Source organism: Solibacillus sp. CAU 1738, assembly GCF_039888725.1.
Lineage (GTDB): Bacteria > Bacillota > Bacilli > Bacillales_A > Planococcaceae > Metasolibacillus.
Genome location: NZ_JBDQQN010000001.1, coordinates 423,833 through 446,820 on the forward strand (window position 1 = coordinate 423,833; position 22,988 = coordinate 446,820).

The following is a 22,988-nucleotide window of genomic DNA, read 5'->3' on the forward strand; positions in this document are numbered from 1 at the left end:
GCCATAAACAGCCCCACTTTTGTGCTTATATAGGCATCGATTTGCAGAGAATAAGAAACATAAATCAGATTAAATATTGATTTAACAGCATTTATCCCGTTCTAATGTTGTAGTTTACATACCGTTCATAGTATAATTCAAAATAGCTTAAATTCGTTCAGAAAATGTTTCACTAAAGAAAGCAAAGAAAAACATGCTTTCAAGCTTCTTTAGTTAAGAAGCTGAATGGATTTAACGTTACCAGTGGAGTATTCATTGCCCTAAAAAGCAACTAGATTCACATTTTCACTGGGGCGTATTTGATATAGGAGTGGACATATACATGAATCGAGAAGAACGTTTAAAACGCCAAGAGAATATTCGGAATTTCTCTATTATTGCCCATATTGACCACGGTAAGTCGACTTTGGCTGACCGTATTTTAGAAAAAACTAAGTCAATTACTCAACGAGAAATGAAATCGCAATTATTAGATTCGATGGATTTAGAGCGTGAGCGTGGTATTACGATTAAATTGAATGCTGTACAATTGAAATATAACGCTAAAAACGGTGAAACATATACATTTCACTTAATCGACACACCAGGGCACGTCGATTTTACTTATGAAGTGTCTCGCTCTTTAGCTGCATGTGAAGGGGCAATTTTAGTTGTCGATGCAGCACAAGGGATTGAAGCGCAAACTTTAGCTAACGTTTATTTAGCATTAGATAACGATTTAGAGATATTGCCAGTAATTAATAAAATCGATTTACCAGCCGCAGATCCAGATCGCGTTAAACAAGAAGTTGAAGATGTTATCGGGCTGGATGCATCTGAAGCCGTTCTTGCATCTGCGAAAGCAGGAATCGGTATTGAAGAAATTTTAGAACAAATCGTTGAAAAAGTACCAGCACCACAAGGCGATCCAGATGCGCCATTACAAGCATTAATTTTTGACTCTGTATATGATGCGTATAAAGGGGTTATTATTTCTATTCGTATTATGAACGGTACTGTTAAGCCAGGCGATAAAATTCGCATGATGGCTACAGGTGCAGAGTTTGAAGTAATCGAAGTCGGCATTCATACACCTAAAGCTGTGCCACAAGCAGAATTAACAGTAGGGGATGTTGGTTATTTAACAGCATCTATTAAAAACGTTGGTGACACACGTGTAGGGGATACAGTAACATTTGCAAGTCGTCCTGCTCCAGAAGCATTAGCTGGTTATCGTAAATTGAACCCAATGGTATATTGCGGTCTGTATCCAATTGATACTGCTAAATATAATGATTTACGTGAAGCGTTAGAAAAGCTAGAGCTTAACGACTCAGCACTACAATACGAGCCAGAAACGTCCCAAGCGTTAGGCTTCGGTTTCCGTTGTGGTTTCTTAGGATTGTTACACATGGAAATCATTCAGGAACGTATCGAGCGTGAGTTTAATATCGATTTAATTACGACTGCACCTTCTGTAATTTATGAAGTGTTTATGACAGATGGCACTTCGATTAAAATCGACAACCCTTCAATGATGCCGGACCCACAAAAAATCGATCGTATTGAAGAACCATACGTAAAAGCGACAATTATGGTGCCAAATGATTATGTTGGAGCTGTAATGGAGCTTTGCCAAATAAAACGCGGCAATTTCATGGGCATGGATTATATTGATACTTCACGTGTTAACATTCAATATGAAATTCCGCTTGCTGAGATTGTTTATGACTTCTTCGATATACTGAAATCGAATACAAAAGGTTACGCTTCATTTGACTACGAGTTAATCGGTTATAAGCCGTCAAAACTTGTGAAGATGGATATTTTATTAAACGCGGAGCAAGTCGATGCACTAAGCTTTATCGTACACCGTGACTTTGCATACGATCGCGGTAAAGTGATTGTGGAAAAACTAAAAGAATTAATCCCACGTCAACAATTCGAAGTACCAATCCAAGCAGCGATTGGTCAAAAGATTGTGGCGCGTTCAACAATTAAAGCAATCCGTAAAAACGTACTTGCTAAATGTTACGGCGGTGACATTTCACGTAAACGTAAACTTCTAGACAAACAAAAAGAAGGTAAAAAACGTATGAAGCAAGTAGGATCAGTTGAGGTTCCACAAGAAGCGTTCATGGCTGTGTTGAAGATGGATGATTCGAAGTAAGTTAGTTTTTGAGACGTCTTTAAATTCTGTAGTGTGGGTAAAATGGTTGCATGCACCGTCAATTTCCCGCAATTTAAAATAGCGTCAAAGAAACTTCTAGCATTTCTGATTATTATAAATAAGGTGGACATAGCGGTCTTTTAGCGGTAGCTAAACTGCTATGTCCTATTTTTTTATACTGTGTATAATGGCGTATCATTTTCAATCGATGTTATTGTATATGTGCAAGAAAGTTACTAATTGTTTCTATCGTATAATATTTAATTACGTTAAGTGTGCAGTGCTACTATTTTTTTATTAAGCACTATATTCGGTTAACGAGTATTCTTTGCACATGACCACTCACGCGCATGTTTCAAAGTAATTTCGATAAACATAGTTAAAGCTGGGGAGATGCATTTGTTTTTGTGATAAGCGACTTGGGAGAAAATCTGTGTAAAGCCACCGACACATTGGATTATTTTCAACTTTCCTTCTTGGATTTCATCCGTAACAGTCATTAATGGTAAATAAGAAATACCAAGCCCGCTCATTACACAACGTTTTATCGCCTCTATACTCCAAAGTTCCATCGTGGAGTAGGGTGCAATTCGCTGTTCTCGAAGGTATTCTTCAAATACTCTTCGATAACTACATTCTTTTTCGTTCGTAATCAAACATTCGCTTATTTTTTGATTTTCGTAGCGGCTATCAACTATATTTAACGAGCAATCAGGGCTTCCAACGAGGACAATAGATTCGTCTAATAGCTGATGTACGATTAAATCTGAATCCTGCATCTTTGGCAACATGACAAATGCAATATCAGCACTACCATTAAGTATTGCCTTCTTGTTATCTCCGCATGTAGCGTTAGTTAAACTGATGCTTACATTAGGGAACTTTTTTCTATATTCTCTTAATATTGGTTCTAAACGATATACAGTTAGTGATTCTGGAGCCGCAATCTTTAACTCTCCTTTTATATCCTCTTCACTACTTGTAATACTCTCGATTTTTCCATAAGTATCTAAAATCTCTTGTGTATAGGGTAATAATTTATTGCCAATGTCAGTTAAACTTACCTTTCTCCCCATCCGATTAAACAGCGGTGCACCTAAATGTTCTTCAAGCGCATGGATATGAGAAGTCACTGTGGATTGAGTGTAACCTAAATTTTCTGCCGCTTGTGTAAAACTTCCCATTTCAATAACTTTTTTAAACGTAATAAAATGGCGTATTTCCATTATTTCACCCACCTTTATTTTCCTTTTTCTTTTATAGTATCAAAAATTCCGATGGATAACTTCATAAACTTCAATTTTACTAATGATTAATTGCAAGTTAATGTTAAGGAATATAGGAAACAGATTTAAACAGATGGATATTAAACGAATGCGATATATAAATATTATCCATAGGAAATGGGGGAAGTTATGAAACGTATACATTATAGCTGGTTTATTCTTGTTATTACATTTTTCTCTATTATTGCAGCTGGAATCGTCATTTCTTCATCTGGAGTTTTTATTAATGCTTTCGAAAGTGAATTTGGCTGGGACCGATCTGTTATTGCACTAGCTTTTGCCATAAGTCTGTTTTTATATGGTATATCAGGCCCGTTTATGGCAGCGTTGTTAGAGGTTATTGGGGTAAAAAAAATGATGTTAGTTTCAATGGCAACTTTGATAACGGGTACCACACTAACATTAATTATGAATAAATCATGGCATCTAATCATCATTTGGGGTGTGATTATAGGCCTTGGTGCAAGTCTTTTTTTAACGGTAGTGAGTCCATACGTCTCGAATCATTGGTTTAGAAAAAGAAGGGGACTTGCATTAGGGATACTATCTGCAAGTACAGCAACCGGACAATTAATTTTACTTCCCGTCTTAGCTGCTATTATTGATAATTATACATGGCGTTGGGCAATGGGATTAATAATAATCCTTTGTTTCATTATGCTAATAATAATTTATTTATTTATGAAAAACACACCGAATGATGCAGGCATTCTTCCATATGGATTTGAAGAAGAGGTGCAAGTTAGCGATGGAGGGCAGAAGGGAAACCCGATTGTTTTGGCTTTTAAAGGGTTATTCATAGCTGTGAAAGTGAAGGAATTTTGGTTATTAGCCGGTAGTTTCTACATTTGTGGGCTTTCAACGAGTGGTTTAATTGGTACACATTTTGTTTCTTACTGTATCAGTTTTGGAATACCTTTAGTTACAGCGGCTTCGTTACTTTCGTTTATGGGGGTCTTTAATCTAGTAGGAACTACTCTATCAGGGTGGTTGTCAGATCGTTTCGATAATCGATGGTTGTTATTTTGGTACTATAGTTTAAGAGGGGTTTCTCTAGTACTACTGCCATATTCGTTGATGGAAGGTTCTTATATTTTGCTAGCTATCTTTACCGTATTTTATGGATTAGATTGGATTGCAACGGTACCACCGACTATTGGTATAACGAGGCAAATTTTCGGTATAAATAATAGTGGTATTATCTATGGTTGGATTTTTGCATTTCATCAAGCAGGAGCTGCAACGGCTGCTTTTGGTGGCGGTTTAATTTATAAATTTTTCGATTCTTACACGTGGTCATTCTTTTTAGCAGGTGTTTTCTGTGTATTGGCAAGTCTATTTGTCGTAATAATAAAAAAACAAAATTGAATCAAATTAGTTAAAGAGTAATCTGCATACAAGAAAAGTGATTCGCTCGTAAATTGGGGAAATTATACAAAATGGACAATAAATTATTTGGATGTAATCAAATAATTTTGAGAATAATGACTTTGAGAAAAAGGGTTGAATCCGACCTTAAAAACGAATATTATATTTGATGTTAAAAAAAATGTTCGTATTTAAGAAAGAGGGTATGTAGATGTTTCGTTTGAAAGAACATGGTACAAATGTAAAGACTGAACTTATTGCAGGAATGACTACATTCCTTACTATGGTATATATCGTTGTAGTAAACCCGATTATATTATCGGATGCAGGTGTACCACTTGACCAAGTGTTTATGGCAACTATTATTTCTGCTGTAATCGGTACATTATGGATGGCAATTTGCGCAAATTATCCAATCGCAGTTGCTCCTGGTATGGGATTGAATGCATATTTCACATATGCTGTTGTTTTGGCTTCTGATGGTAAGATTGATTATTTAACAGCATTTGCAGCCGTATTTGTGGCAGGGATTATTTTTATAATTTTATCATTAACACCATTACGTGAAAAACTTATAACAATAATTCCTAAAAATTTAAAGCATGCCATTACTGCTGGTATTGGTTTATTTATTGCTTTCCTAGGGTTACGCATGGCAAATATAATTGTTGCAAGTGATAGCAATTTAGTTATGCTAGGTGATTTAACTTCTCCAGGTGTACTTCTAACGTTATTCGGTTTAATAATTACTGTTATTTTAATGGTACGTAATATTAATGGTGCTTTATTTATTGGTATGGTAATCACTGGTATTGTAGCAGTGTTAACAAATCAATTACAGATTGAAAAAGTGGTAGCAATTCCAGATTTACCAGAAGGAATATTAATTTGGAATCCGATTGAAGCAATTGGTCAAGTTATTTCTTATGGATTATATGGAGTTGTATTCTCGTTTATTTTAGTTACACTTTTTGATACGACAGGTACTATGGTTGGAGTCGCAAAGCAAGCAGGTTTAATGAAGGGCGACCAATTGCCTCGTGCGCGGAAGGCATTATTAGCTGACTCAGTTGCTACAACAGTTGGTTCTATGTTTGGTACAAGTCCAACGACAGCATTTATTGAATCTTCAGCTGGTGTTGCTGCAGGTGGTCGCACAGGTTTGACAAGCTTAACTGTAGCTATTCTATTTATTATTGCATCGTTCTTTGGACCGTTAGTAGGTGCGGTATCTGGTGTTGCTGCTATCACGTCACCGACTTTAATTATCGTTGGTACATTAATGATTGCTTCAATTAAAGAAATAGAGTGGCATAAATTAGATGAAGCGTTCCCTGCTTTTTTAATTATTTTACTAATGCCGCTTACTTCTAGCATTTCAACTGGGATTGCTTTTGGTTTTATCACTTATCCTATCTTGAAAATAGTGAAAGGTGAAGCAAAAAAAGTACATCCAATGCTTTATGTTTTTGCAATACTTTTTGCGTTTCAATTACTATTCTTACCTCACTAATTAAAAAATGCCCACTGCAAATTTAGATGCAGTGGGCATTTTTTTGTATTAATATTTTCAGTGCTGTGTATTGTTACAAGATAGTATAATCATGATGTTGTTATATAACAATTGATTTAATAATTATTCTATTTTTATTAAAAGATAATCATGAAATGCAGAAAAATAAAAAGAAATTCCTTTAAACTACTATAAAGGTACTGTAATTAAACAAAAGTGTTTTAGGTATATTTAATTGCCTTAATATTAATAATAGTAAAAATATTTTTATAAATTAAACTTTTAATAATTTTATATTGTAGTACAATAGAGTTAAACGTATCTTAAATAGTTGCATATAGCCCATTAAAATATTGCGATATATAGTACAAATGAAATAAAACTCGCGGTGAATTAAGTTAAGTATAATACTTAATCATAGGTTTTTGGGATAATTGTATATTTTTATTTGGATTATCGAAACACCATCACAATCGTGATTTTCTAAATATATGGTGAGAAAAAATGAAACTATCAATTGGGGGATGGATTTTATGAATAAGCAAATCGAAATTAATATTCCTGAATGGTTTGAATTAGATGGACTTAGTACATTACAAGTTGTAATAAGTCCAAATACAGATAATGTGGGGATTATATTAGCTGGGGAAAACCTTGATTTAACGAAAACTTGCTGTCCTACTATACGCATGTATTTAGTAAATTTGATTAACGGAAAATACGAGCTAACGAAAGAGCTTGAAGCTTTTACATTCAATTCAAAAGAGGAAGCGCTTCAGTTTTCAGAAAAGCTACCTGAATTAACAGCGATTGATTTAGTAATGATGTTAAACAACCAAACACCTGTTTTTGCAATGTCGTAAAACTCGTAAAATATTGAATCTATTTACAAAGTTATCCGTACTCTTAATTGAGTACGGTTTTTTATATTTTAATTTCGCCAATAATAAGTACAATAGATAAGGGAATAATAGAAAAGGAAGTGATTTTTATGGCTAGAGGTGTTTATATTCATATTCCTTTCTGTCATCAAATTTGTAATTACTGCGATTTTAATAAAGTGTTTTTCAAAAATCAGCCAGTAGACGAATATATAGAGGCTCTTGGGAAAGAAATGGAAATGACGGTGCGTGCTAATCCAACAGCATTTGAGCAAATAGAAACGATATTTTTAGGAGGTGGAACGCCAACAGCTTTAACAGCTATGCAAATTACACGCCTTTTACAATTAGTACGTTTGCATATTCCAATGCATAATGTGACTGAATTTACGTCAGAAGCTAATCCAGATGAGTTAACAGTTGAAAAATTACGAGCTCTTTATAATGGCGGTGTTAACCGGTTGAGTATGGGTGTCCAGTCATTTGATCAAAGCTTGCTTGAAAAAATCGGTCGTACGCATTCAAATGAACATGTATATGAAACAATTGCTAATGCGAAAAAAGTTGGTTTTGAAAATATTAGCATAGATTTAATGTACGGTTTACCGAATCAAACGATGGAACAGTGGCAAAATACTTTACAGGCCGCATTTGCACTTAAGCTTCCTCATTATTCTGCATACTCCCTAATTGTGGAGCCGAAAACTATTTTTTATATTCAATATGCAAAAGGGAAATTACCATTACCATCTGAGGATTTAGAAGCGGATATGTATGATGTACTCATGCAGCAGATGGAAGTACATGGACTTCACCAATATGAAATAAGTAATTTTGCGCAAGAAGGCTTTGCATCAACACATAATAAAATTTATTGGGATAATGATGAATATGCAGGATTTGGTGCTGGAGCTCATGGCTATTTAGCTGGTGTACGTTATTCAAATGTCGGTCCAATTAAGAAATATATAGAAACTGTACAAAGTGGAGAGCGACCACTAATTCACGAACATAAAGTAACGATTGCTGAAAAATTAGAGGAACAAATGTTTTTAGGGCTTCGCAAAACAGCTGGTATAACATATAAGGAATATGAAGAAAAGTTTAGTGAACATATGTTTAACCGTTATAAGGAAATAATAGAAAAGCTTGTTAAAGAAGGGCTTTTAGAGCAGGATGATGTCGGAATTCGCCTTACAAGAAAAGGACGTTTTGTTGGAAATGAAGTTTTTCAACAATTTTTATTAGAAGATTGAGCGATTCCGTTGACATAAATTTAGAGATTTGCTAATTTAATAATAGTATTAGCACTCCGGTAACTCGAGTGCTAACAGAGGTGATAAACATGCTAACAAATCGGCAGTTACAAATATTGCAAGTAATCGTTGATGATTTTGTGACGTCTGCCCAGCCTGTTGGATCACGCCAAATCTCGAAAAAAGATTGGATTACTTTTAGTCCAGCTACAATTCGAAATGAAATGGCAGACCTTGAAGAACTTGGGTTCCTTGAAAAAACACATACATCTTCAGGTCGTGTTCCATCTGAGAAGGGTTATCGTTTTTATGTAGATCATTTATTACAGCCTCAAATTATTCAAGCTGATGAAGCGAATCAAATCCAATCTGTTTTCAAACAACAAATGATAGAGATGGAGCAACTTATTCGTGAGTCAGCAAATATATTGTCGGAGCTAACGACATATACAACGATTTTACTTGGACCAGATGTGCAACAGCACAAAGTGAAAAAATTCCAAATTGTCCCGCTTACGGAACAATCAGCTGTAGCGATTATTGTTACGGACAATGGTCATGTGGAAAATCGACTATTAACTTTACCAAATGGATTTAGCCCCTCTGATATTGAAAAAATGGTCAATATTTTAAATGATAGGCTGACAGGTGTACCGCTTCAGGAACTACATTTAAAACTTGAAGTTGAAGCATTAGAAATACTAAAGCAGCATGTGAAAACAGCTGATACAGTTATTCAATCATTACTTAACGTTTCAACTGGTCAAAAAGAAGGTAAAATTTATTATGGTGGTAAAACAAATATGTTGAACCAGCCAGAGTTCCACGATTTAAATAAAATCCGCATGCTAATGGATTTAATGGATAAAGAAAGCCAATTGCAGTCTTTATTCAAGCCTAAAGATAAAGGTATTCAAATTCGCATTGGCTCGGAAAATAATCATATGGCAATGGAAAATTGTAGTGTGATTACTGCACCGTTTTCTGTAGGTGAAGAGCAGTACGGCGCAATCGCTATTATTGGACCGACAAGAATGGATTACAAACGTGTCGTTACATTATTAGATATGATGCGCAATGGCTTGTCACGTGCATTGACGAAGCCGTAGCAACTATGAGGAGGATTAAGACGTGACTGAAACGACTAAAAATCAAGAATTAGAGCAAGAAACAACTGTTGAAAAAGCGGACGAAGTAGCTGTTGATGAAACAGTTGAAGAAGCGAAAGAAGAAGTTGTAGCTGAAGAAGCAGTTGAAGCAGTTGATGAAAGCGAGCAAAAAATAGCGGAACTTGAAGCAAAGCTAAGTGAGGAAGAAAACCGCTACTTACGCCTTCGCGCAGATTATGATAACTTGCTTCGCCGCAATAAGCTTGACCGCGAAGCAGCGGAAAAGTTTCGAGCTCAAAGCTTGTTAACAGATTTAATGCCTGTGTTAGATAATTTAGAGCGTGCATTACAAGTTGAGGTGACATCTGAAGAAGCAACTTCATTATATAAAGGTGTTGAAATGGTGTATCGCCAATTCGTAGAAGCAACAAATAAAGAAGGCCTAGAAGCGATTGCATCTGAAGGAGAAATGTTTGATCCAAACTTCCACCAAGCAGTAATGCAAGAGCAAGATAGCGACAAAGAAGCAGGCATTGTATTACGTGAACTTCAAAAGGGCTACAAACTTAAAGATCGTGTACTTCGACCTGCTATGGTATCAGTAAACGAATAAGTATTAAAAGGCATTCGAGAGCCACAATAAAAACATATATAACACAATCCGTGTTTAAATATTAGGAGGAAATTTCAAATGAGCAAAATTATCGGTATTGACTTAGGAACAACTAACTCTTGCGTAGCTGTACTTGAAGGTGGAGAACCAAAAGTAATTCCAAACCCAGAAGGTAACCGTACAACTCCATCTGTTGTATCATTCAAAAACGGTGAACGTCAAGTCGGAGAAGTAGCAAAACGCCAATCTGTAACAAACCCAAATACAATTATGTCAATCAAATCATTAATGGGTACTGCTGAAAAAGTAACTATTGAAGATAAAGAATATACACCACAAGAAGTATCAGCAATGATTTTGCAATATTTAAAGGGCTATGCTGAAGATTACTTAGGGGAAAAAGTAACAAAGGCTGTTATTACAGTTCCTGCATATTTTAGTGATGCTCAACGTCAAGCAACAAAAGACGCTGGTAAAATCGCAGGTCTTGAAGTAGAACGTATTATTAACGAGCCAACTGCTGCAGCTCTTGCATACGGTTTAGATAAACAAGACGTAGATCAAAAAGTATTAGTATTTGACCTTGGTGGCGGTACTTTTGACGTGTCGATTCTTGAATTAGGTGACGGTGTATTTGAAGTATTAGCTACAGCTGGTGATAACAAGCTTGGTGGGGACGATTTCGACCAAAAAGTTATCGATTTCCTAGTAGCTGAATTCAAAAAAGAAAACGGCATTGATTTATCAAAAGACAAAATGGCAATGCAGCGTTTAAAAGATGCAGCAGAAAAAGCGAAAAAAGATTTATCAGGTGTAACTTCTACACAAATTTCATTACCATTCATCACAGCTGGCGCAGAAGGTCCACTACACTTAGAAGTAACATTAACTCGTGCTAAATTTGATGATTTAACTCGTGATTTAGTAGAGCGTACAATCGTTCCTACTCGTCAAGCTTTATCTGATGCTGGTTTATCTGCTTCTGAATTAGACAAAGTTATTTTAGTTGGTGGTTCTACTCGTATTCCTGCAGTAGTAGAAGCAATTAAAAACGCAACAGGAAAAGATCCACATAAAGGTGTTAACCCTGACGAAGTAGTAGCGATGGGTGCTGCTGTTCAAGGTGGCGTATTAACTGGTGATGTACAAGATATCGTATTACTTGACGTAACACCATTATCATTAGGTATTGAAACAATGGGTGGCGTGTTCACGAAATTAATCGACCGTAACACAACGATTCCAACATCTAAATCACAAGTATTCTCTACAGCTGCTGACAACCAACCAGCAGTAGACATTCACGTACTACAAGGTGAACGATCAATGGCTGCGGATAACAAAACTTTAGGTCGCTTCCAATTAGCGGATATCCCACCAGCACCACGTGGTATCCCACAAATCGAAGTAACATTTGACATCGATAAAAACGGTATTGTATCTGTTAAAGCGAAAGACTTAGGTACAAGTAAAGAACAAACAATTGTTATTCAATCTGATTCTGGTTTATCAGATGAAGAAGTTGAACGTATGGTAAAAGACGCTGAAGCAAATGCAGAAGCGGATGCAAAACGTAAAGAAGAAGCAGATCTTCGTAACGAAGCAGATCAACTTGTTTTCCAAGTGGACAAAACAGTTACTGATCTTGGCGAACAAATTTCAGAAGATGAGAAAAAATCAGTGGAAGATGCACGCGACGAGCTGAAAAAAGCGCTAGAAGCTGGCGAAATCGAAGGCATTAAAGCTGCTAAAGAAAAATTAGAAGGTGTTCTACAACCTTTAGTCATGAAAGTTTATGAGCAAGCAGCAGCTGCGGCTCAAGCAGCACAAGGCGGCGAAGCAGGTCCAGAATCGAATACAAAAGACGACGGTATCGTAGACGCTGACTTTGAAGAAGTTAAAGACGACAAATAATTTGTAACAGCATGTAAAATGAAAAGCCAAAGACCGCTTGCGGCTTTGGCTTTTCTTTATTAAAAATACGCAACTCATTTTGAGCAACCAAAATAAGCTTGCTAATAATGTTTGGATTTAATGAATCAAAAACTAATTTATTTATTAAGCGGGAAGAATGATGAAGGCGTATTAATGGATTAGAAAATTAAGGCGTATTTTGTCGATGCGTGTTACAATAGATTTTATGCAAAAGAGCGGAGAGTGAAGTATGAATAAGCGCGATTATTATGAAGTGCTTGGTCTTCAAAAGGGAGCAAGCAAAGAAGAAATTAAAAAAGCATATCGTAAATTATCAAAACAATATCACCCAGATATTAACAAAGAACAAGGTGCAGATGAAAAGTTCAAAGAAATTGCAGAAGCGTATGAAGTGCTGTCAGATGAGCAAAAACGTGCACGTTACGATCAATTCGGTCATGAAGATCCAAGCGCAGGCTTTGGTGGAGGTGGATTCGGAGGCAATGGTTTCGGCGGCTTCGAGGATATTTTCAGCTCATTCTTCGGAGGTGGCGGACGCCGTCAAGATCCTAACGCCCCACGGAAAGGCGACGACCTACAATACCGCATGAATATAAATTTTGAAGATGCTGTGTTTGGGAAAGAAACAGAAATCGAAATTCCAAATGAAGAAAAATGTGATACATGTAACGGCTCTGGTGCAAAACCAGGAACTACACCACAAACGTGTTCGCAATGTAATGGTGCAGGGCAAATTAATCAAACAGTGGACACTCCATTTGGACGTATGGTAAATAAACGTAGCTGTCCAAGTTGCCGTGGCGCTGGGAAGATTATTGTTGAGAAATGTACAACATGTCGCGGTGCTGGCACTGTACAAAAACGTAAAAAAATTAAAGTTACAATTCCAGCAGGAGTCGATGATGGTCAACAACTGCGCGTAGCAGGTCAAGGTGAGCCAGGTATTAACGGCGGTCCGGCAGGAGATTTATATATCGTCTTCTCTGTACGTAATCACGAATATTTCGAACGTGACGGCGACGACATTTACTATGAATTAAAATTAACATTCCCACAAGCTGCGTTAGGTGATGAAATCGAAGTACCAACAGTGCATGGGAAAGTAAAATTAAAAATTCCAGCGGGTACACAATCAGGTGCACAATTCCGCATTAAAGATAAAGGTGTAAAAAATGTTCACGGTTATGGAACAGGTCACCAATACGTAGTTGTAAAAGTGATGACACCTACAAAATTAACTGAAAAGCAAAAGCAATTATTACGTGATTTTGCAGAAATTAGTGGCGATATTCCAGAAGAGCACGGTAGCTCACTACTCGATAAAATTAAGAAAAAATTAAAAGGCGAATAAAAGAGGGGATGATTGCAAGTGAAATGGACAGAGCTATCTATTTTAACAACGCATGAAGCAGTAGATGCAGTATCGAATATTTTACATGAGGCAGGCGCGAGCGGCGTTGTTATTGAAGACTCAATAGAATTAACAAAAGAAAGAATTGATCAGTTTGGAGAAATTTATGCATTGAATCCTCTTGATTTCCCAAAAACTGGTGTCATAGTGAAGGCATATTTATCCGCAACGAGCTTCTTAGCTGAAACTGTTGAAGAAATCAAACTTGCAATCGCCAACCTTGTAAATTTCGATATTAACATCGGTGAAAATATTTTAACAACGAGTGAAGTAAACGAAGAAGATTGGGCGACGGCATGGAAACAGTACTATCACCCCGTGAAAATTTCGGAGCGCTTTACAATTGTCCCGACATGGGAGGAGTATGCACCTGTCTCTACGGATGAGCTAATTATTGAGCTTGATCCCGGTATGGCTTTCGGTACAGGTACTCACCCAACAACAGTTATGTGTTTACAGGCGCTAGAAAAGGTAGTACAAGCTGGCGATACAGTTGTAGACGTTGGAACGGGTTCTGGTGTGCTATCTATCGGTGCTGCAATGCTAGGAGCAAAAAGCGTGCATGCGCTTGACCTTGACGAAGTAGCAGTTCGTTCTGCGCGTGAAAACGTAGAGTTAAATAAAGTAGAAAATACAGTTGAAGTATTCCATGGCAATTTGCTTGATACAGTAAAAGAACAAGCAGATGTTGTTGTAGCGAATATTTTAGCAGAAATAATTATGACATTCACAGATGATGCGTTCTCGATTGTTAAGCCAGGCGGACTTTATGTGACATCTGGTATTATCGGTGCGAAAAAAGATGATGTTAAAGCGGCACTTGAAAAAACAGGCTTTATTATTGAAGAAGTATTAATGATGGAAGACTGGGTTGCAATTATTGCCCGTCGTCCGAAATAAAGGTTGTAGTAAATCAGCAGCTACCAGTCGTAGCTGTTGTTTTTCTATGTGAAAAGGAGAAATTAATATGCAGCGATATTTCGTTGAAACACCTTTTAATGATATTGGACAGTGCACAATTTCTGGAGAAAATTCGCGCCATATTAGTAAAGTAATGCGTATGACAGTTGGCGAGGAAGTTATAGTTGTAAATAATAATACGGCGTTTGTTTGTGAAATAACTAACCTCGACACAGATGTTACAGTGCAAAAAACAGGCGAAGTCATTCCTTCTTCAGAAATGCCTATTCACGTAGATATTGCTTGTGGCTTACCAAAAGGTGATAAGTTAGAGCTCATCGCACAAAAGGCAACTGAGTTAGGGATGCATGCCCTTATTCCATTTTCTGCAGAACGCTCTATCGTAAAATGGGATGATAAAAAAGGGGAAAAGAAAACAGAACGTCTTCAAAAAATTGCACAAGAAGCTGCTGAACAATCGCATCGAACGCATATCCCGAAAATATATAGTCCAATAACGTTTAAACAATTACTATTAATTATTCCAAATTACGATGCAGTCTTTATAGCGGATGAAGAAGATGCTAAACAGGAAATACGCACAAGATTTGCGGATAAGCTAAAAAAAGTGTATGATAATGAATTGAAATCAATTTTATGTATTTTCGGTCCCGAAGGTGGTATATCACGTAAGGAAAGTGAGAGCTTACTAGCAGCAGGCGCTCAAACAATGTCACTCGGTCCAAGAATTTTACGGGCAGAAACTGCGCCATTATACGCATTATCTGCAATATCATATGAATTTGAATGAAAGAGGTGTACAAGCCTTGTCAACAGTGGCTTTTCACACATTAGGCTGTAAAGTAAACCATTACGAAACAGAAGCAATCTGGCAGCTTTTTAAAGAGCAAGGATATGAACGTACTGAATTTGAGCATCAAGCAGATGTTTATGTCATTAATACATGTACTGTAACAAATACAGGGGATAAAAAATCACGTCAAGTCATTCGACGTGCTGTTCGTCAAAACCCTGATGCTGTTATTTGTGTGACAGGTTGTTATGCACAAACTTCACCAGCAGAAATTATGGCGATTCCAGGTGTTGATATCGTCGTTGGGACACAAGACCGCGAGAAAATGCTCGGATTAATTGACGAGTTCCGTGTAGAGCGTCAACCAATTAATGCTGTACGCAATATTATGAAAAACCGTGTATATGAGGAATTGGATGTTCCTGCATTTACAGACCGTACTCGTGCTTCATTAAAAATACAAGAAGGCTGTAATAACTTCTGTACGTTTTGTATTATTCCGTGGGCACGTGGTTTAATGCGTTCTCGTGATCCTCAAGAAGTTATTCGTCAGGCTCAGCAATTAGTAGACGCTGGTTATTTAGAAATCGTACTAACTGGTATTCATACAGGAGGTTACGGACAAGATTTTAAAGACTATAACTTAGCACAATTACTACGTGACCTAGAATCTCAAGTAAAAGGTTTAAAACGTTTACGTATTTCATCAATTGAGGCATCACAATTAACGGATGAAGTGATTGAAGTATTACGTGATTCAAAAATCGTTGTAAATCATTTACACATTCCGATCCAATCGGGTTCTGATACAGTGTTAAAACGTATGCGTCGTAAATATACGATGGAATTTTTCGCAGAACGTATTACACGTTTAGCAGAAGCACTACCAGATTTAGCGATTACTTCCGATGTCATCGTTGGTTTCCCTGGAGAAACGGAAGAAGAATTTATGGAAACGTATAATTTTATTCGTGATCATAAGTTTTCAGAGCTGCACGTTTTCCCATATTCTAAACGTACAGGAACTCCTGCAGCACGTATGGAGGACCAAGTAGACGAAGAAGTGAAAAACGAGCGTGTGCACCGTCTAATTGCGTTAAACGACCAATTAGCAAAAGAGTATGCTTCTCGCTTCGAAGGTGAAGTGTTAGAAGTTATTCCAGAAGAACGTTTTAAAGAATCGGAAAACGAAAATCTTTATGTGGGGTACACAACAAACTATTTAAAAGTTGTATTTGAAGCAACAGAAGAAATGGTCGGCAAATTAGTAAAAGTAAAAATTACAAAAGCTGGTTACCCTTACAATGAAGGTCAATTTGTGCGTTTACTTGAAGAACAAGTGCAATAATAGATAATATAACAAACTGTAAATTATATAAAAAAACGTCCGTTAGCATCTCCTTTAGGCTTATTATAGGAGATGCTTTTATTTTGTAGATTTTTGATTTTCCCAATAACACAATATGTGCCAATGTGAGAAGTATTATTTCTCACACGCTATTCCATCTTTATCATTGTCTAAGTGAGTGTTCAATTTATATAGGTTGGCATTTACTACTGCTTTAGTTGCTTTGTAATTAGTTTTCTTTTCTTTCTTGCTAAATACTGCATTCTTTGTATCCTTTGAAGTTCTTACTCCATTAGTATAGACTTTATTTAATTCCTTACATGTACTGTATTTCACTTCTTTTGTTGCAGCCTCTGCTTGATCAAATTGCGTCGATGTTGCCAAAGTTAATCCTAATGCTAAAGACATTGATAGTAATACTGATTTTTTCATTATTATTCGCCCCTTAGAATATGATTAGTTAATTTATCTACCAATACAACTTTACTATAATTAACCGAAATTACAATATCGTGGATTTTGTCACTGAATTTATTCCTAAGTTATGGTGAAGAGCCGGTTCACCACTAATTTGAGCAATAAAGCAAAAAAACAATAGTAGTTTAAGCGTATCTAATTAACCATATACTAATTGAAAAACTAGTCTGTTTATTTATTTTAATTTATAATGAATGATATGATATAGTTGTACGTACAACAGATAAATATATTAAAAAAGGGGCTATTTACATGACTCAAAATTATGCAGAGATGATTGATCACACTTTATTAAAAGCGGATGCAACGCGTGATCAAATTACACAAATTTGTGAAGAAGCAAAAAAATATGTGTTTGCATCAGTTTGTGTTAATCCGACATGGGTAAAATATTGTGCAGAACTTTTAGATGGAACAGCAGTGAAAGTTTGTACTGTAATAGGCTTCCCTTTAGGCGCATCTACGTCGGCTGTAAAAGCATATGAAACAAAAGATGCAATTGCTAACGGTGCAGGTGAAATCGATATGGTACTAAATATTGGTGCTTTAAAAAATGGCGAGTACGATTTAGTACGAGACGATATTAAAGCTGTAGTAGATGCAGCAAACGGTACATTAGTAAAAGTTATTTTAGAAACATGTCTACTAACTGATGAAGAAAAAGTAAAGGCTTGTGAATTATGTGTAGAAGCTGGTGCTGATTTTGTAAAAACATCAACAGGCTTCTCTACTGGCGGTGCAACGGCTGAAGATATTGCTTTAATGCGAAAAACTGTAGGACCAAACATAGGCGTAAAAGCTTCAGGTGGCGTTCGTAGCTTAGAAGATATGCAAAAGATGATTGAACATGGCGCAACTCGAATTGGCGCAAGTTCTGGTGTTGCAATTATGAATGGTTTAACTTCAGATTCTAATTATTAAATATAATAGTTTCTATTGACTGCATTAAAACATTACGATATAATCTTTTAGTACACACTAACAGCTAGTTAGTGCTTGTATTGACGTGTGTTCGGAGGGAGGGAAAGAGAGATGTCAAAAACTGTCGTTCGCAAAAACGAATCGCTTGAAGATGCTCTTCGCCGCTTCAAACGTACTGTATCAAAAAGTGGTACAATTCAAGAAGTTAGAAAGCGCGAGTTCTACGAAAAACCTAGCGTTAAACGTAAAAAGAAATCAGAAGCTGCACGTAAACGTAAGTGGTAATTTTTTCCTATAAAATCCCTACGTTCAAAACACGCAATTTTATGATTCACTGAGCAGACAACAATGATTAACCCACAATGTGCATAGCATATTGTGGGTTATTTTGTTTTGTAAAGAGAAATTTTAATAAAGTTCTATACAATCAGTAAAGCTGTTTTAGCCGACGTAGGTGTAATTGTCGAAATATAACTTAGCGAAAAGCTTGATGTTACTGAAAAAGTAAAAAAAGTAGCTGCACATTTTCTTAATAAAGCAGTCGATAAATATCTCGCTCAATAATATAAATATCAAAGTGAGTAATAATTAATAGGTATTAATTTTATTATCTATTATTTTCTATATATTACAATTTAACCTGCATTTTGCTTCGTTTCTTAATCTCAAATAGTGTAATATATAAAAAAGAGCCTTTTTTTCACTTTCTTGAAACTTTTCTGCATTTAAGTCGTATATGTAGCTAACAAATAATTTAAGAAAGGAGAGAAACGAGTGAAAAAGACACGAATGATTGGTTGGCTGTTACTATTAATCATGTCATTAGTATTAATTGCTCCATCAATGACATTTGCGAGTAGTAAGGTGTATCATGTCCCAATCGAAGGAGAAGTTGAGAAAGGGCTACAAGCATTTTTACAGCGCGCATTTAACGAGGCATTAAAGAATAATGCTGAAGCAATCGTGTTGGAAATACATACACCTGGTGGCTTCACAGATGCAGCTGATGAAATTGCAAAACTCATGGACCAAGCACGATCTAAGCTGAAAGTAATCGCCTTCATTAATACGAAAGCGCATTCAGCAGGTGCGTTCCTAGCCCTACATGCTGATGAAATCTATATGATGCCAAGTGCAACAATTGGAGCTGCAGGAATCATTGACTCTGCAGGAAACGCAGCAGAAGAAAAAGCACAAAGCGCATGGATTGCCCAAATGAAAGCAGCAGCTGAATCTTCTGGACGTAAACCAATCTATGCAGAAGCGATGGCGAATAAAAATATAGATATGGAAAAATATCGTGCTCCAGTAGGTAAATTTTTAACATTATCTGCGGAGGAAGCAAAAGAAGTCAAATATTCCAATGGCACTGTACACAATATGCAAGAAGTACTAGAGCATGCTGGTTTAGCAAATAGTGAAGTCATTGATTTGAATCCTATGATTGCTGAGAAGATTGTACGTATTATTACGAACCCAGTTGTTGTGCCAATTTTACTATCTATTGCCAGTCTCGGTTTAGTGTTAGAATTGTATTCACCAGGATTTGGCGTACCGGGTATAATGGGCTTATCATCACTCGGACTATTTTTCTTTGGTCATACAATAGCTGGCTTTGCTGGCTATGAGACGATTATATTATTTGTTGTTGGTTTAGCACTTTTAATCGCGGAACTCTTTATACCAGGTGGCATAATTGGTATTATAGGTGGTGCATTAATGATTATTAGTTTATTATTTGCAGGCGCTAACTTTGTGCATATGGCGTATTCGATTTTAATTGCAATGTTTATTGCAGTTATAGGAATGGTGATTATTATGAAATTCTTTGGCAAAAAGCTGCATGTTTTCAATAAGCTTGTATTAAAAGATGCAACAACGACAGAAGAAGGATATGTGTCGAATGTTAATCGCATTGAGCTCATCGGCAAAATAGGTACGGCGTTAACACCGCTTCGACCAGCAGGCGTAATTTCTGTAGGTGCTGAACGCATTGATGCTGTATCTGAAGGTAGCTATATTGATGTAGAAAAGAAAGTAGAAGTTATTAAAGTAGAAGGCTCGCGTATCGTTGTGCGAGAATATAAAGAAAAAGCGGGGGAATAGAAAATGGATATTGCAATTGATGCTGGGGTAATTGGTTTAATAGTTACAATAGTAATTGTCTTTATCGCACTAGCTGTATTTTTCACATTCGTACCAGTTGCACTATGGATTAGTGCACTAGCAGCAGGTGTTCGTGTAAGTATTTTGACATTAATTGGGATGCGATTACGTCGTGTAATTCCGTCTCGTATCGTCAATCCGTTAATTAAAGCTCATAAAGCTGGGCTTGATGTATCCATTAACCAATTAGAGTCTCACTACCTTGCAGGAGGTAATGTAGACCGCGTAGTTAACGCTTTAATCGCTGCGCACCGTGCAAATATCGAATTATCATTTGAACGTGGAGCAGCAATAGACTTAGCCGGACGTGACGTATTAGAAGCTGTACAAATGTCAGTAAACCCGAAAGTGATTGAAACACCATTTATCGCTGGTGTGGCTATTAACGGTATTGAAGTAAAAGCAAAGGCGCGTATTACAGTTCGTGCAAACTTAGACCGTTTAGTAGGTGGTGCGGGTGAGGATACAATTATTGCCCGCGTTGGTGAAGGAATTGTTTCGACGATCGGATCATCTATATCACACTCAAAAGTATTAGAAAATCCAGATTTAATCTCACAAACAGTATTAGCAAAAGGATTAGACTCAGGTACCGCGTTTGAAATCTTATCGATTGATATTGCTGACGTAGATATCGGTAAAAACATCGGTGCAGAACTACAAATCGAGCAAGCGCAGGCGGATAAAAATATCGCACAAGCTAAAGCTGAGGAACGTCGTGCAATGGCTGTAGCAAACGAGCAAGAGATGGTAGCAAAAGTACAAGAAATGAAAGCAAAAGTAGTTGAAGCGGAAGCAGAAGTACCAATGGCGATTGCAGAAGCATTACGATCAGGGAACTTTGGTATTATGGACTACATGAACTATAAAAACATTCAAGCTGATACATTAATGCGTGATTCAATTGCTAAATCTACAGATAAACCAGATACTTCACAAAAATAATGAAGATCATAGGTAGAAGGGAGTGTGTTTGCTAAATGGAATCGTTAATTATAATTATAATCATCGGGATTATTTCTTCAGTCTTTAGTAAAAAAGGAAATCCTAAAGAAACGAAGCAAATGCCACCATTTAGTCAGCAACCGGTTCCTAAACAAGAACCTCGGCAAGCTACTACAGCTGCTCCTAAATCACTTGAGGACTTTGCCAATGAAATATTCGGTCGGCTAGAACAAAAGCAACCAGAAGTTGTACGCGAAGTACTAAAACCAAAGCCAGTAGAAGTACAACAGCCGGAAACTAGAAAGCAAGTAGTAGCAGAGCCAGTGAAAAGGCAAGAAAGAAGTCAAAAGCGTGAAAATATTGAGCAAACTGCTAGAGTGAAGCAAATACAAGAAAAAACTAAGCCTGTATTTGTAACACCTACTACGCAACAGGCGCTTATGCAGGCGGTTATTACTTCCGAAATTTTAGGACCTCCGAAAGCGAAACAAAGGCCAAACCGATAATCCTATACATGCCTTCTTTTGCCGTCGCATATAGTACGTCAAAAGGGGGCTTTTTAGTTGAAAAAATTATTTCAAAATGCGCCTATTCTTGAAATAACGGACTACAAGCAATTTAAGTGGCATGGTAATTATACACTTTTGAACGCCACTGAAACTGCGTGTACATGCATGCTAGACGATTTTATGGTGCATATTAACGGAGAACAAGTAACAGTTAATGTGTTGGCGACAAATGGTTTTAGTGTAACGTGTAAAAAATTGCATAAGGTGACGATTGAACGGTATGTATAATTTCAATTATCGCCGTATTCGTGTAACTGTGCAAAAGGATGATCGGATGCATGAGCTGCTACAGTATTTACATAGTCACCACGTAACAATTCGCCATGTGCAAACAAAAAAAGAAACATTACAATTCGAAATATCGAGTAATAAATTACATGTACTCCGCCAAGCAAGAAGGAAATATAGATTGAAATTAAAGCTGCGCTACACTGCACCAGATGTATTATTGCAAAAGCAGCTAACGACATTTATTGGGCTATTATGCTTATGGATTGTGCCCATTGTATGTAATGAATGGATGTGGACAATTGATGTACATGCTGAGACACCAGAAAAAAAAGTTGCTGTTGAAAGATTACTGAAAAATGAATTTACAGCACCGTTACTTAAAAGAGGTTTGCCTTCTGACACTGAAGTGCGCCAACTAATTATGCAGGAGTTTCGGGAGTTTTCCTGGGTGCATGTCTCAAAAATCGGTAGCAAAATGACAATTACTCCACAACTTGCTCCTGAAAATATCGTAAAAGCTGAAAAGGATGCTTACTATCATCTAGTGGCTGGGAACAGTGGTGTTATTACACATTTTAATATTACGAGCGGTGAAAGAAAAGTAACGCCAAACACAACCGTATATACAGGCGATACATTAGTTTCCGGCGTAATTGCCCAAGGAGATAATTACTTAATCGTTGGAGCAGTAGGTGAGGTGTATGCTGATTATTGGCTTGAAACAGATTTTACGGTACCTTCTACTGTAAAATATGAAGTCGTAACGGCAGAGGATTGGAAGGTAACTTTTTTTGATAAGTCACCCGAAACAGCTTTGAAAAAAATACAATTGCCATCATGGTTAGATCCATATATACAAATAGCCGAAGTGGAAACAAGACAACAAATAGTTGAAACGTTAACTGAAGAAAATTTAGAGTCGCGGATACTACCATTATTACACGAAAAAATGATTCAATCTTTACCAGCAAAGAGCAGGATAAAAAAAGAAAACCTTTTGCACGTCACTTTTGAAGATGGTAAAGTAAAAGGGAAAGTCCTATTTTTGGTAAATGAAAATATTGCAAAACGATATCCTATTGATCAAGGAGAATGA

21 protein-coding genes are annotated in these 22,988 nt (G+C 36.7%); 19 read left to right on the plus strand and 2 right to left on the minus strand.

From position 1 onward, the window contains the following. Positions 1–322 precede the first annotated feature (322 nt). Complete coding sequence (gene lepA, locus AAFN87_RS02085) at positions 323–2,149, plus strand: translation elongation factor 4 (RefSeq protein WP_347789330.1); 1,827 nt, start codon at positions 323–325, stop codon at positions 2,147–2,149. A gap of 314 nt (positions 2,150–2,463) precedes the next feature. Here the strand turns inward: lepA and AAFN87_RS02090 are convergent, their stop codons facing one another. Then, on the minus strand, positions 2,464–3,375 hold the full coding sequence (locus AAFN87_RS02090; protein ID WP_347789331.1) for a LysR family transcriptional regulator: 912 nt from the start codon (positions 3,373–3,375) through the stop codon (positions 2,464–2,466). 189 nt (positions 3,376–3,564) lie between these two features. Between AAFN87_RS02090 and AAFN87_RS02095 the strand changes: the two genes are divergently transcribed. The 11 genes from AAFN87_RS02095 (at position 3,565) to mtaB (ending at position 16,583) form a co-directional block, all read left to right on the plus strand. Beyond that, positions 3,565–4,803, plus strand: coding sequence for an MFS transporter (locus tag AAFN87_RS02095; protein WP_347789332.1), 1,239 nt, complete (start codon positions 3,565–3,567; stop codon positions 4,801–4,803). A gap of 211 nt (positions 4,804–5,014) precedes the next feature. After that, positions 5,015–6,316 (plus strand): NCS2 family permease, encoded by a 1,302-nt coding sequence (locus AAFN87_RS02100; protein ID WP_347789333.1) that lies wholly within the window; start codon positions 5,015–5,017, stop codon positions 6,314–6,316. Between the two features lie 533 nt (positions 6,317–6,849). Continuing rightward, positions 6,850–7,179 (plus strand): geranylgeranyl pyrophosphate synthase, encoded by a 330-nt coding sequence (locus AAFN87_RS02105; RefSeq protein WP_347789334.1) that lies wholly within the window; start codon positions 6,850–6,852, stop codon positions 7,177–7,179. 128 nt (positions 7,180–7,307) lie between these two features. Then, complete coding sequence (gene hemW, locus AAFN87_RS02110; protein ID WP_347789335.1) at positions 7,308–8,453, plus strand: radical SAM family heme chaperone HemW; 1,146 nt, start codon at positions 7,308–7,310, stop codon at positions 8,451–8,453. Positions 8,454–8,542: 89 nt separating this feature from the next. Continuing rightward, positions 8,543–9,562 carry a heat-inducible transcriptional repressor HrcA gene (hrcA, locus tag AAFN87_RS02115; protein ID WP_347789336.1) on the plus strand — a complete coding sequence of 340 codons (1,020 nt, stop codon included), beginning with the start codon at positions 8,543–8,545 and terminating at the stop codon, positions 9,560–9,562. Between the two features lie 22 nt (positions 9,563–9,584). Continuing rightward, positions 9,585–10,175, plus strand: coding sequence for a nucleotide exchange factor GrpE (grpE, locus tag AAFN87_RS02120; RefSeq protein ID WP_347789337.1), 591 nt, complete (start codon positions 9,585–9,587; stop codon positions 10,173–10,175). Positions 10,176–10,253: 78 nt separating this feature from the next. After that, positions 10,254–12,089, plus strand: coding sequence for a molecular chaperone DnaK (dnaK, locus tag AAFN87_RS02125; protein ID WP_347789338.1), 1,836 nt, complete (start codon positions 10,254–10,256; stop codon positions 12,087–12,089). Between the two features lie 250 nt (positions 12,090–12,339). Continuing rightward, positions 12,340–13,461, plus strand: coding sequence for a molecular chaperone DnaJ (gene dnaJ / locus AAFN87_RS02130; RefSeq protein WP_347789339.1), 1,122 nt, complete (start codon positions 12,340–12,342; stop codon positions 13,459–13,461). 18 nt (positions 13,462–13,479) lie between these two features. Then, positions 13,480–14,421 carry a 50S ribosomal protein L11 methyltransferase gene (gene prmA, locus AAFN87_RS02135; RefSeq protein WP_347789945.1) on the plus strand — a complete coding sequence of 314 codons (942 nt, stop codon included), beginning with the start codon at positions 13,480–13,482 and terminating at the stop codon, positions 14,419–14,421. A 67-nt stretch (positions 14,422–14,488) separates the two neighbouring features. Further along, positions 14,489–15,232 carry a 16S rRNA (uracil(1498)-N(3))-methyltransferase gene (locus AAFN87_RS02140; protein WP_347789340.1) on the plus strand — a complete coding sequence of 248 codons (744 nt, stop codon included), beginning with the start codon at positions 14,489–14,491 and terminating at the stop codon, positions 15,230–15,232. Between the two features lie 16 nt (positions 15,233–15,248). Further along, positions 15,249–16,583 carry a tRNA (N(6)-L-threonylcarbamoyladenosine(37)-C(2))-methylthiotransferase MtaB gene (gene mtaB / locus AAFN87_RS02145; RefSeq protein WP_347789341.1) on the plus strand — a complete coding sequence of 445 codons (1,335 nt, stop codon included), beginning with the start codon at positions 15,249–15,251 and terminating at the stop codon, positions 16,581–16,583. A gap of 135 nt (positions 16,584–16,718) precedes the next feature. Here mtaB and AAFN87_RS02150 read toward each other — a convergent pair whose 3' ends face one another. Further along, positions 16,719–17,015 (minus strand): excalibur calcium-binding domain-containing protein, encoded by a 297-nt coding sequence (locus tag AAFN87_RS02150; protein WP_347789342.1) that lies wholly within the window; start codon positions 17,013–17,015, stop codon positions 16,719–16,721. Positions 17,016–17,312: 297 nt separating this feature from the next. On the opposite strand from AAFN87_RS02150, the gene deoC reads away from it, so the two are divergent. The 7 genes from deoC to AAFN87_RS02185 all read left to right on the plus strand — a co-directional run bounded on the left by deoC (position 17,313) and on the right by AAFN87_RS02185 (position 22,988). Further along, a complete protein-coding gene (gene deoC / locus AAFN87_RS02155) occupies positions 17,313–17,981 on the plus strand; it encodes a deoxyribose-phosphate aldolase (protein ID WP_347789343.1) in 669 nt (222 codons plus the stop codon). 111 nt (positions 17,982–18,092) lie between these two features. Continuing rightward, positions 18,093–18,266: a 30S ribosomal protein S21 gene (rpsU, locus tag AAFN87_RS02160; RefSeq protein ID WP_004227078.1), complete on the plus strand. Its 174-nt coding sequence runs from the start codon at positions 18,093–18,095 to the stop codon at positions 18,264–18,266. Between the two features lie 489 nt (positions 18,267–18,755). Further along, positions 18,756–20,087, plus strand: coding sequence for an NfeD family protein (locus AAFN87_RS02165; RefSeq protein WP_347789344.1), 1,332 nt, complete (start codon positions 18,756–18,758; stop codon positions 20,085–20,087). Positions 20,088–20,090: 3 nt separating this feature from the next. Next, positions 20,091–21,092, plus strand: coding sequence for a flotillin-like protein FloA (gene floA, locus AAFN87_RS02170; protein ID WP_347789345.1), 1,002 nt, complete (start codon positions 20,091–20,093; stop codon positions 21,090–21,092). Positions 21,093–21,127: 35 nt separating this feature from the next. Beyond that, positions 21,128–21,598, plus strand: a complete 471-nt coding sequence (locus AAFN87_RS02175) for a hypothetical protein (RefSeq protein WP_347789346.1) — start codon at positions 21,128–21,130, stop codon at positions 21,596–21,598. Positions 21,599–21,655: 57 nt separating this feature from the next. Next, entirely contained in the window at positions 21,656–21,889 is a 234-nt protein-coding gene (locus AAFN87_RS02180; RefSeq protein ID WP_347789347.1) for a hypothetical protein, read from the plus strand. Then, positions 21,882–22,988: a sporulation protein YqfD gene (locus tag AAFN87_RS02185; protein ID WP_347789348.1), complete on the plus strand. Its 1,107-nt coding sequence runs from the start codon at positions 21,882–21,884 to the stop codon at positions 22,986–22,988. Before AAFN87_RS02180 ends, AAFN87_RS02185 begins: the two co-directional genes overlap by 8 nt.

Coding starts and splice junctions, on each gene's coding strand:
- rpsU (WP_004227078.1), top strand. CDS start 18,093: ATGTCAAAAACTGTCGTTCGCAAAAACGAATCGCTTGAAGATGCTCTT.
- AAFN87_RS02140 (WP_347789340.1), top strand. CDS start 14,489: ATGCAGCGATATTTCGTTGAAACACCTTTTAATGATATTGGACAGTGC.
- hemW (WP_347789335.1), top strand. CDS start 7,308: ATGGCTAGAGGTGTTTATATTCATATTCCTTTCTGTCATCAAATTTGT.
- deoC (WP_347789343.1), top strand. CDS start 17,313: ATGACTCAAAATTATGCAGAGATGATTGATCACACTTTATTAAAAGCG.
- lepA (WP_347789330.1), top strand. CDS start 323: ATGAATCGAGAAGAACGTTTAAAACGCCAAGAGAATATTCGGAATTTC.
- floA (WP_347789345.1), top strand. CDS start 20,091: ATGGATATTGCAATTGATGCTGGGGTAATTGGTTTAATAGTTACAATA.
- AAFN87_RS02100 (WP_347789333.1), top strand. CDS start 5,015: ATGTTTCGTTTGAAAGAACATGGTACAAATGTAAAGACTGAACTTATT.
- dnaK (WP_347789338.1), top strand. CDS start 10,254: ATGAGCAAAATTATCGGTATTGACTTAGGAACAACTAACTCTTGCGTA.
- AAFN87_RS02150 (WP_347789342.1), bottom strand. CDS start 17,015: ATGAAAAAATCAGTATTACTATCAATGTCTTTAGCATTAGGATTAACT.
- AAFN87_RS02175 (WP_347789346.1), top strand. CDS start 21,128: ATGGAATCGTTAATTATAATTATAATCATCGGGATTATTTCTTCAGTC.
- AAFN87_RS02105 (WP_347789334.1), top strand. CDS start 6,850: ATGAATAAGCAAATCGAAATTAATATTCCTGAATGGTTTGAATTAGAT.
- hrcA (WP_347789336.1), top strand. CDS start 8,543: ATGCTAACAAATCGGCAGTTACAAATATTGCAAGTAATCGTTGATGAT.
- AAFN87_RS02185 (WP_347789348.1), top strand. CDS start 21,882: ATGTATAATTTCAATTATCGCCGTATTCGTGTAACTGTGCAAAAGGAT.
- AAFN87_RS02095 (WP_347789332.1), top strand. CDS start 3,565: ATGAAACGTATACATTATAGCTGGTTTATTCTTGTTATTACATTTTTC.
- AAFN87_RS02090 (WP_347789331.1), bottom strand. CDS start 3,375: ATGGAAATACGCCATTTTATTACGTTTAAAAAAGTTATTGAAATGGGA.
- dnaJ (WP_347789339.1), top strand. CDS start 12,340: ATGAATAAGCGCGATTATTATGAAGTGCTTGGTCTTCAAAAGGGAGCA.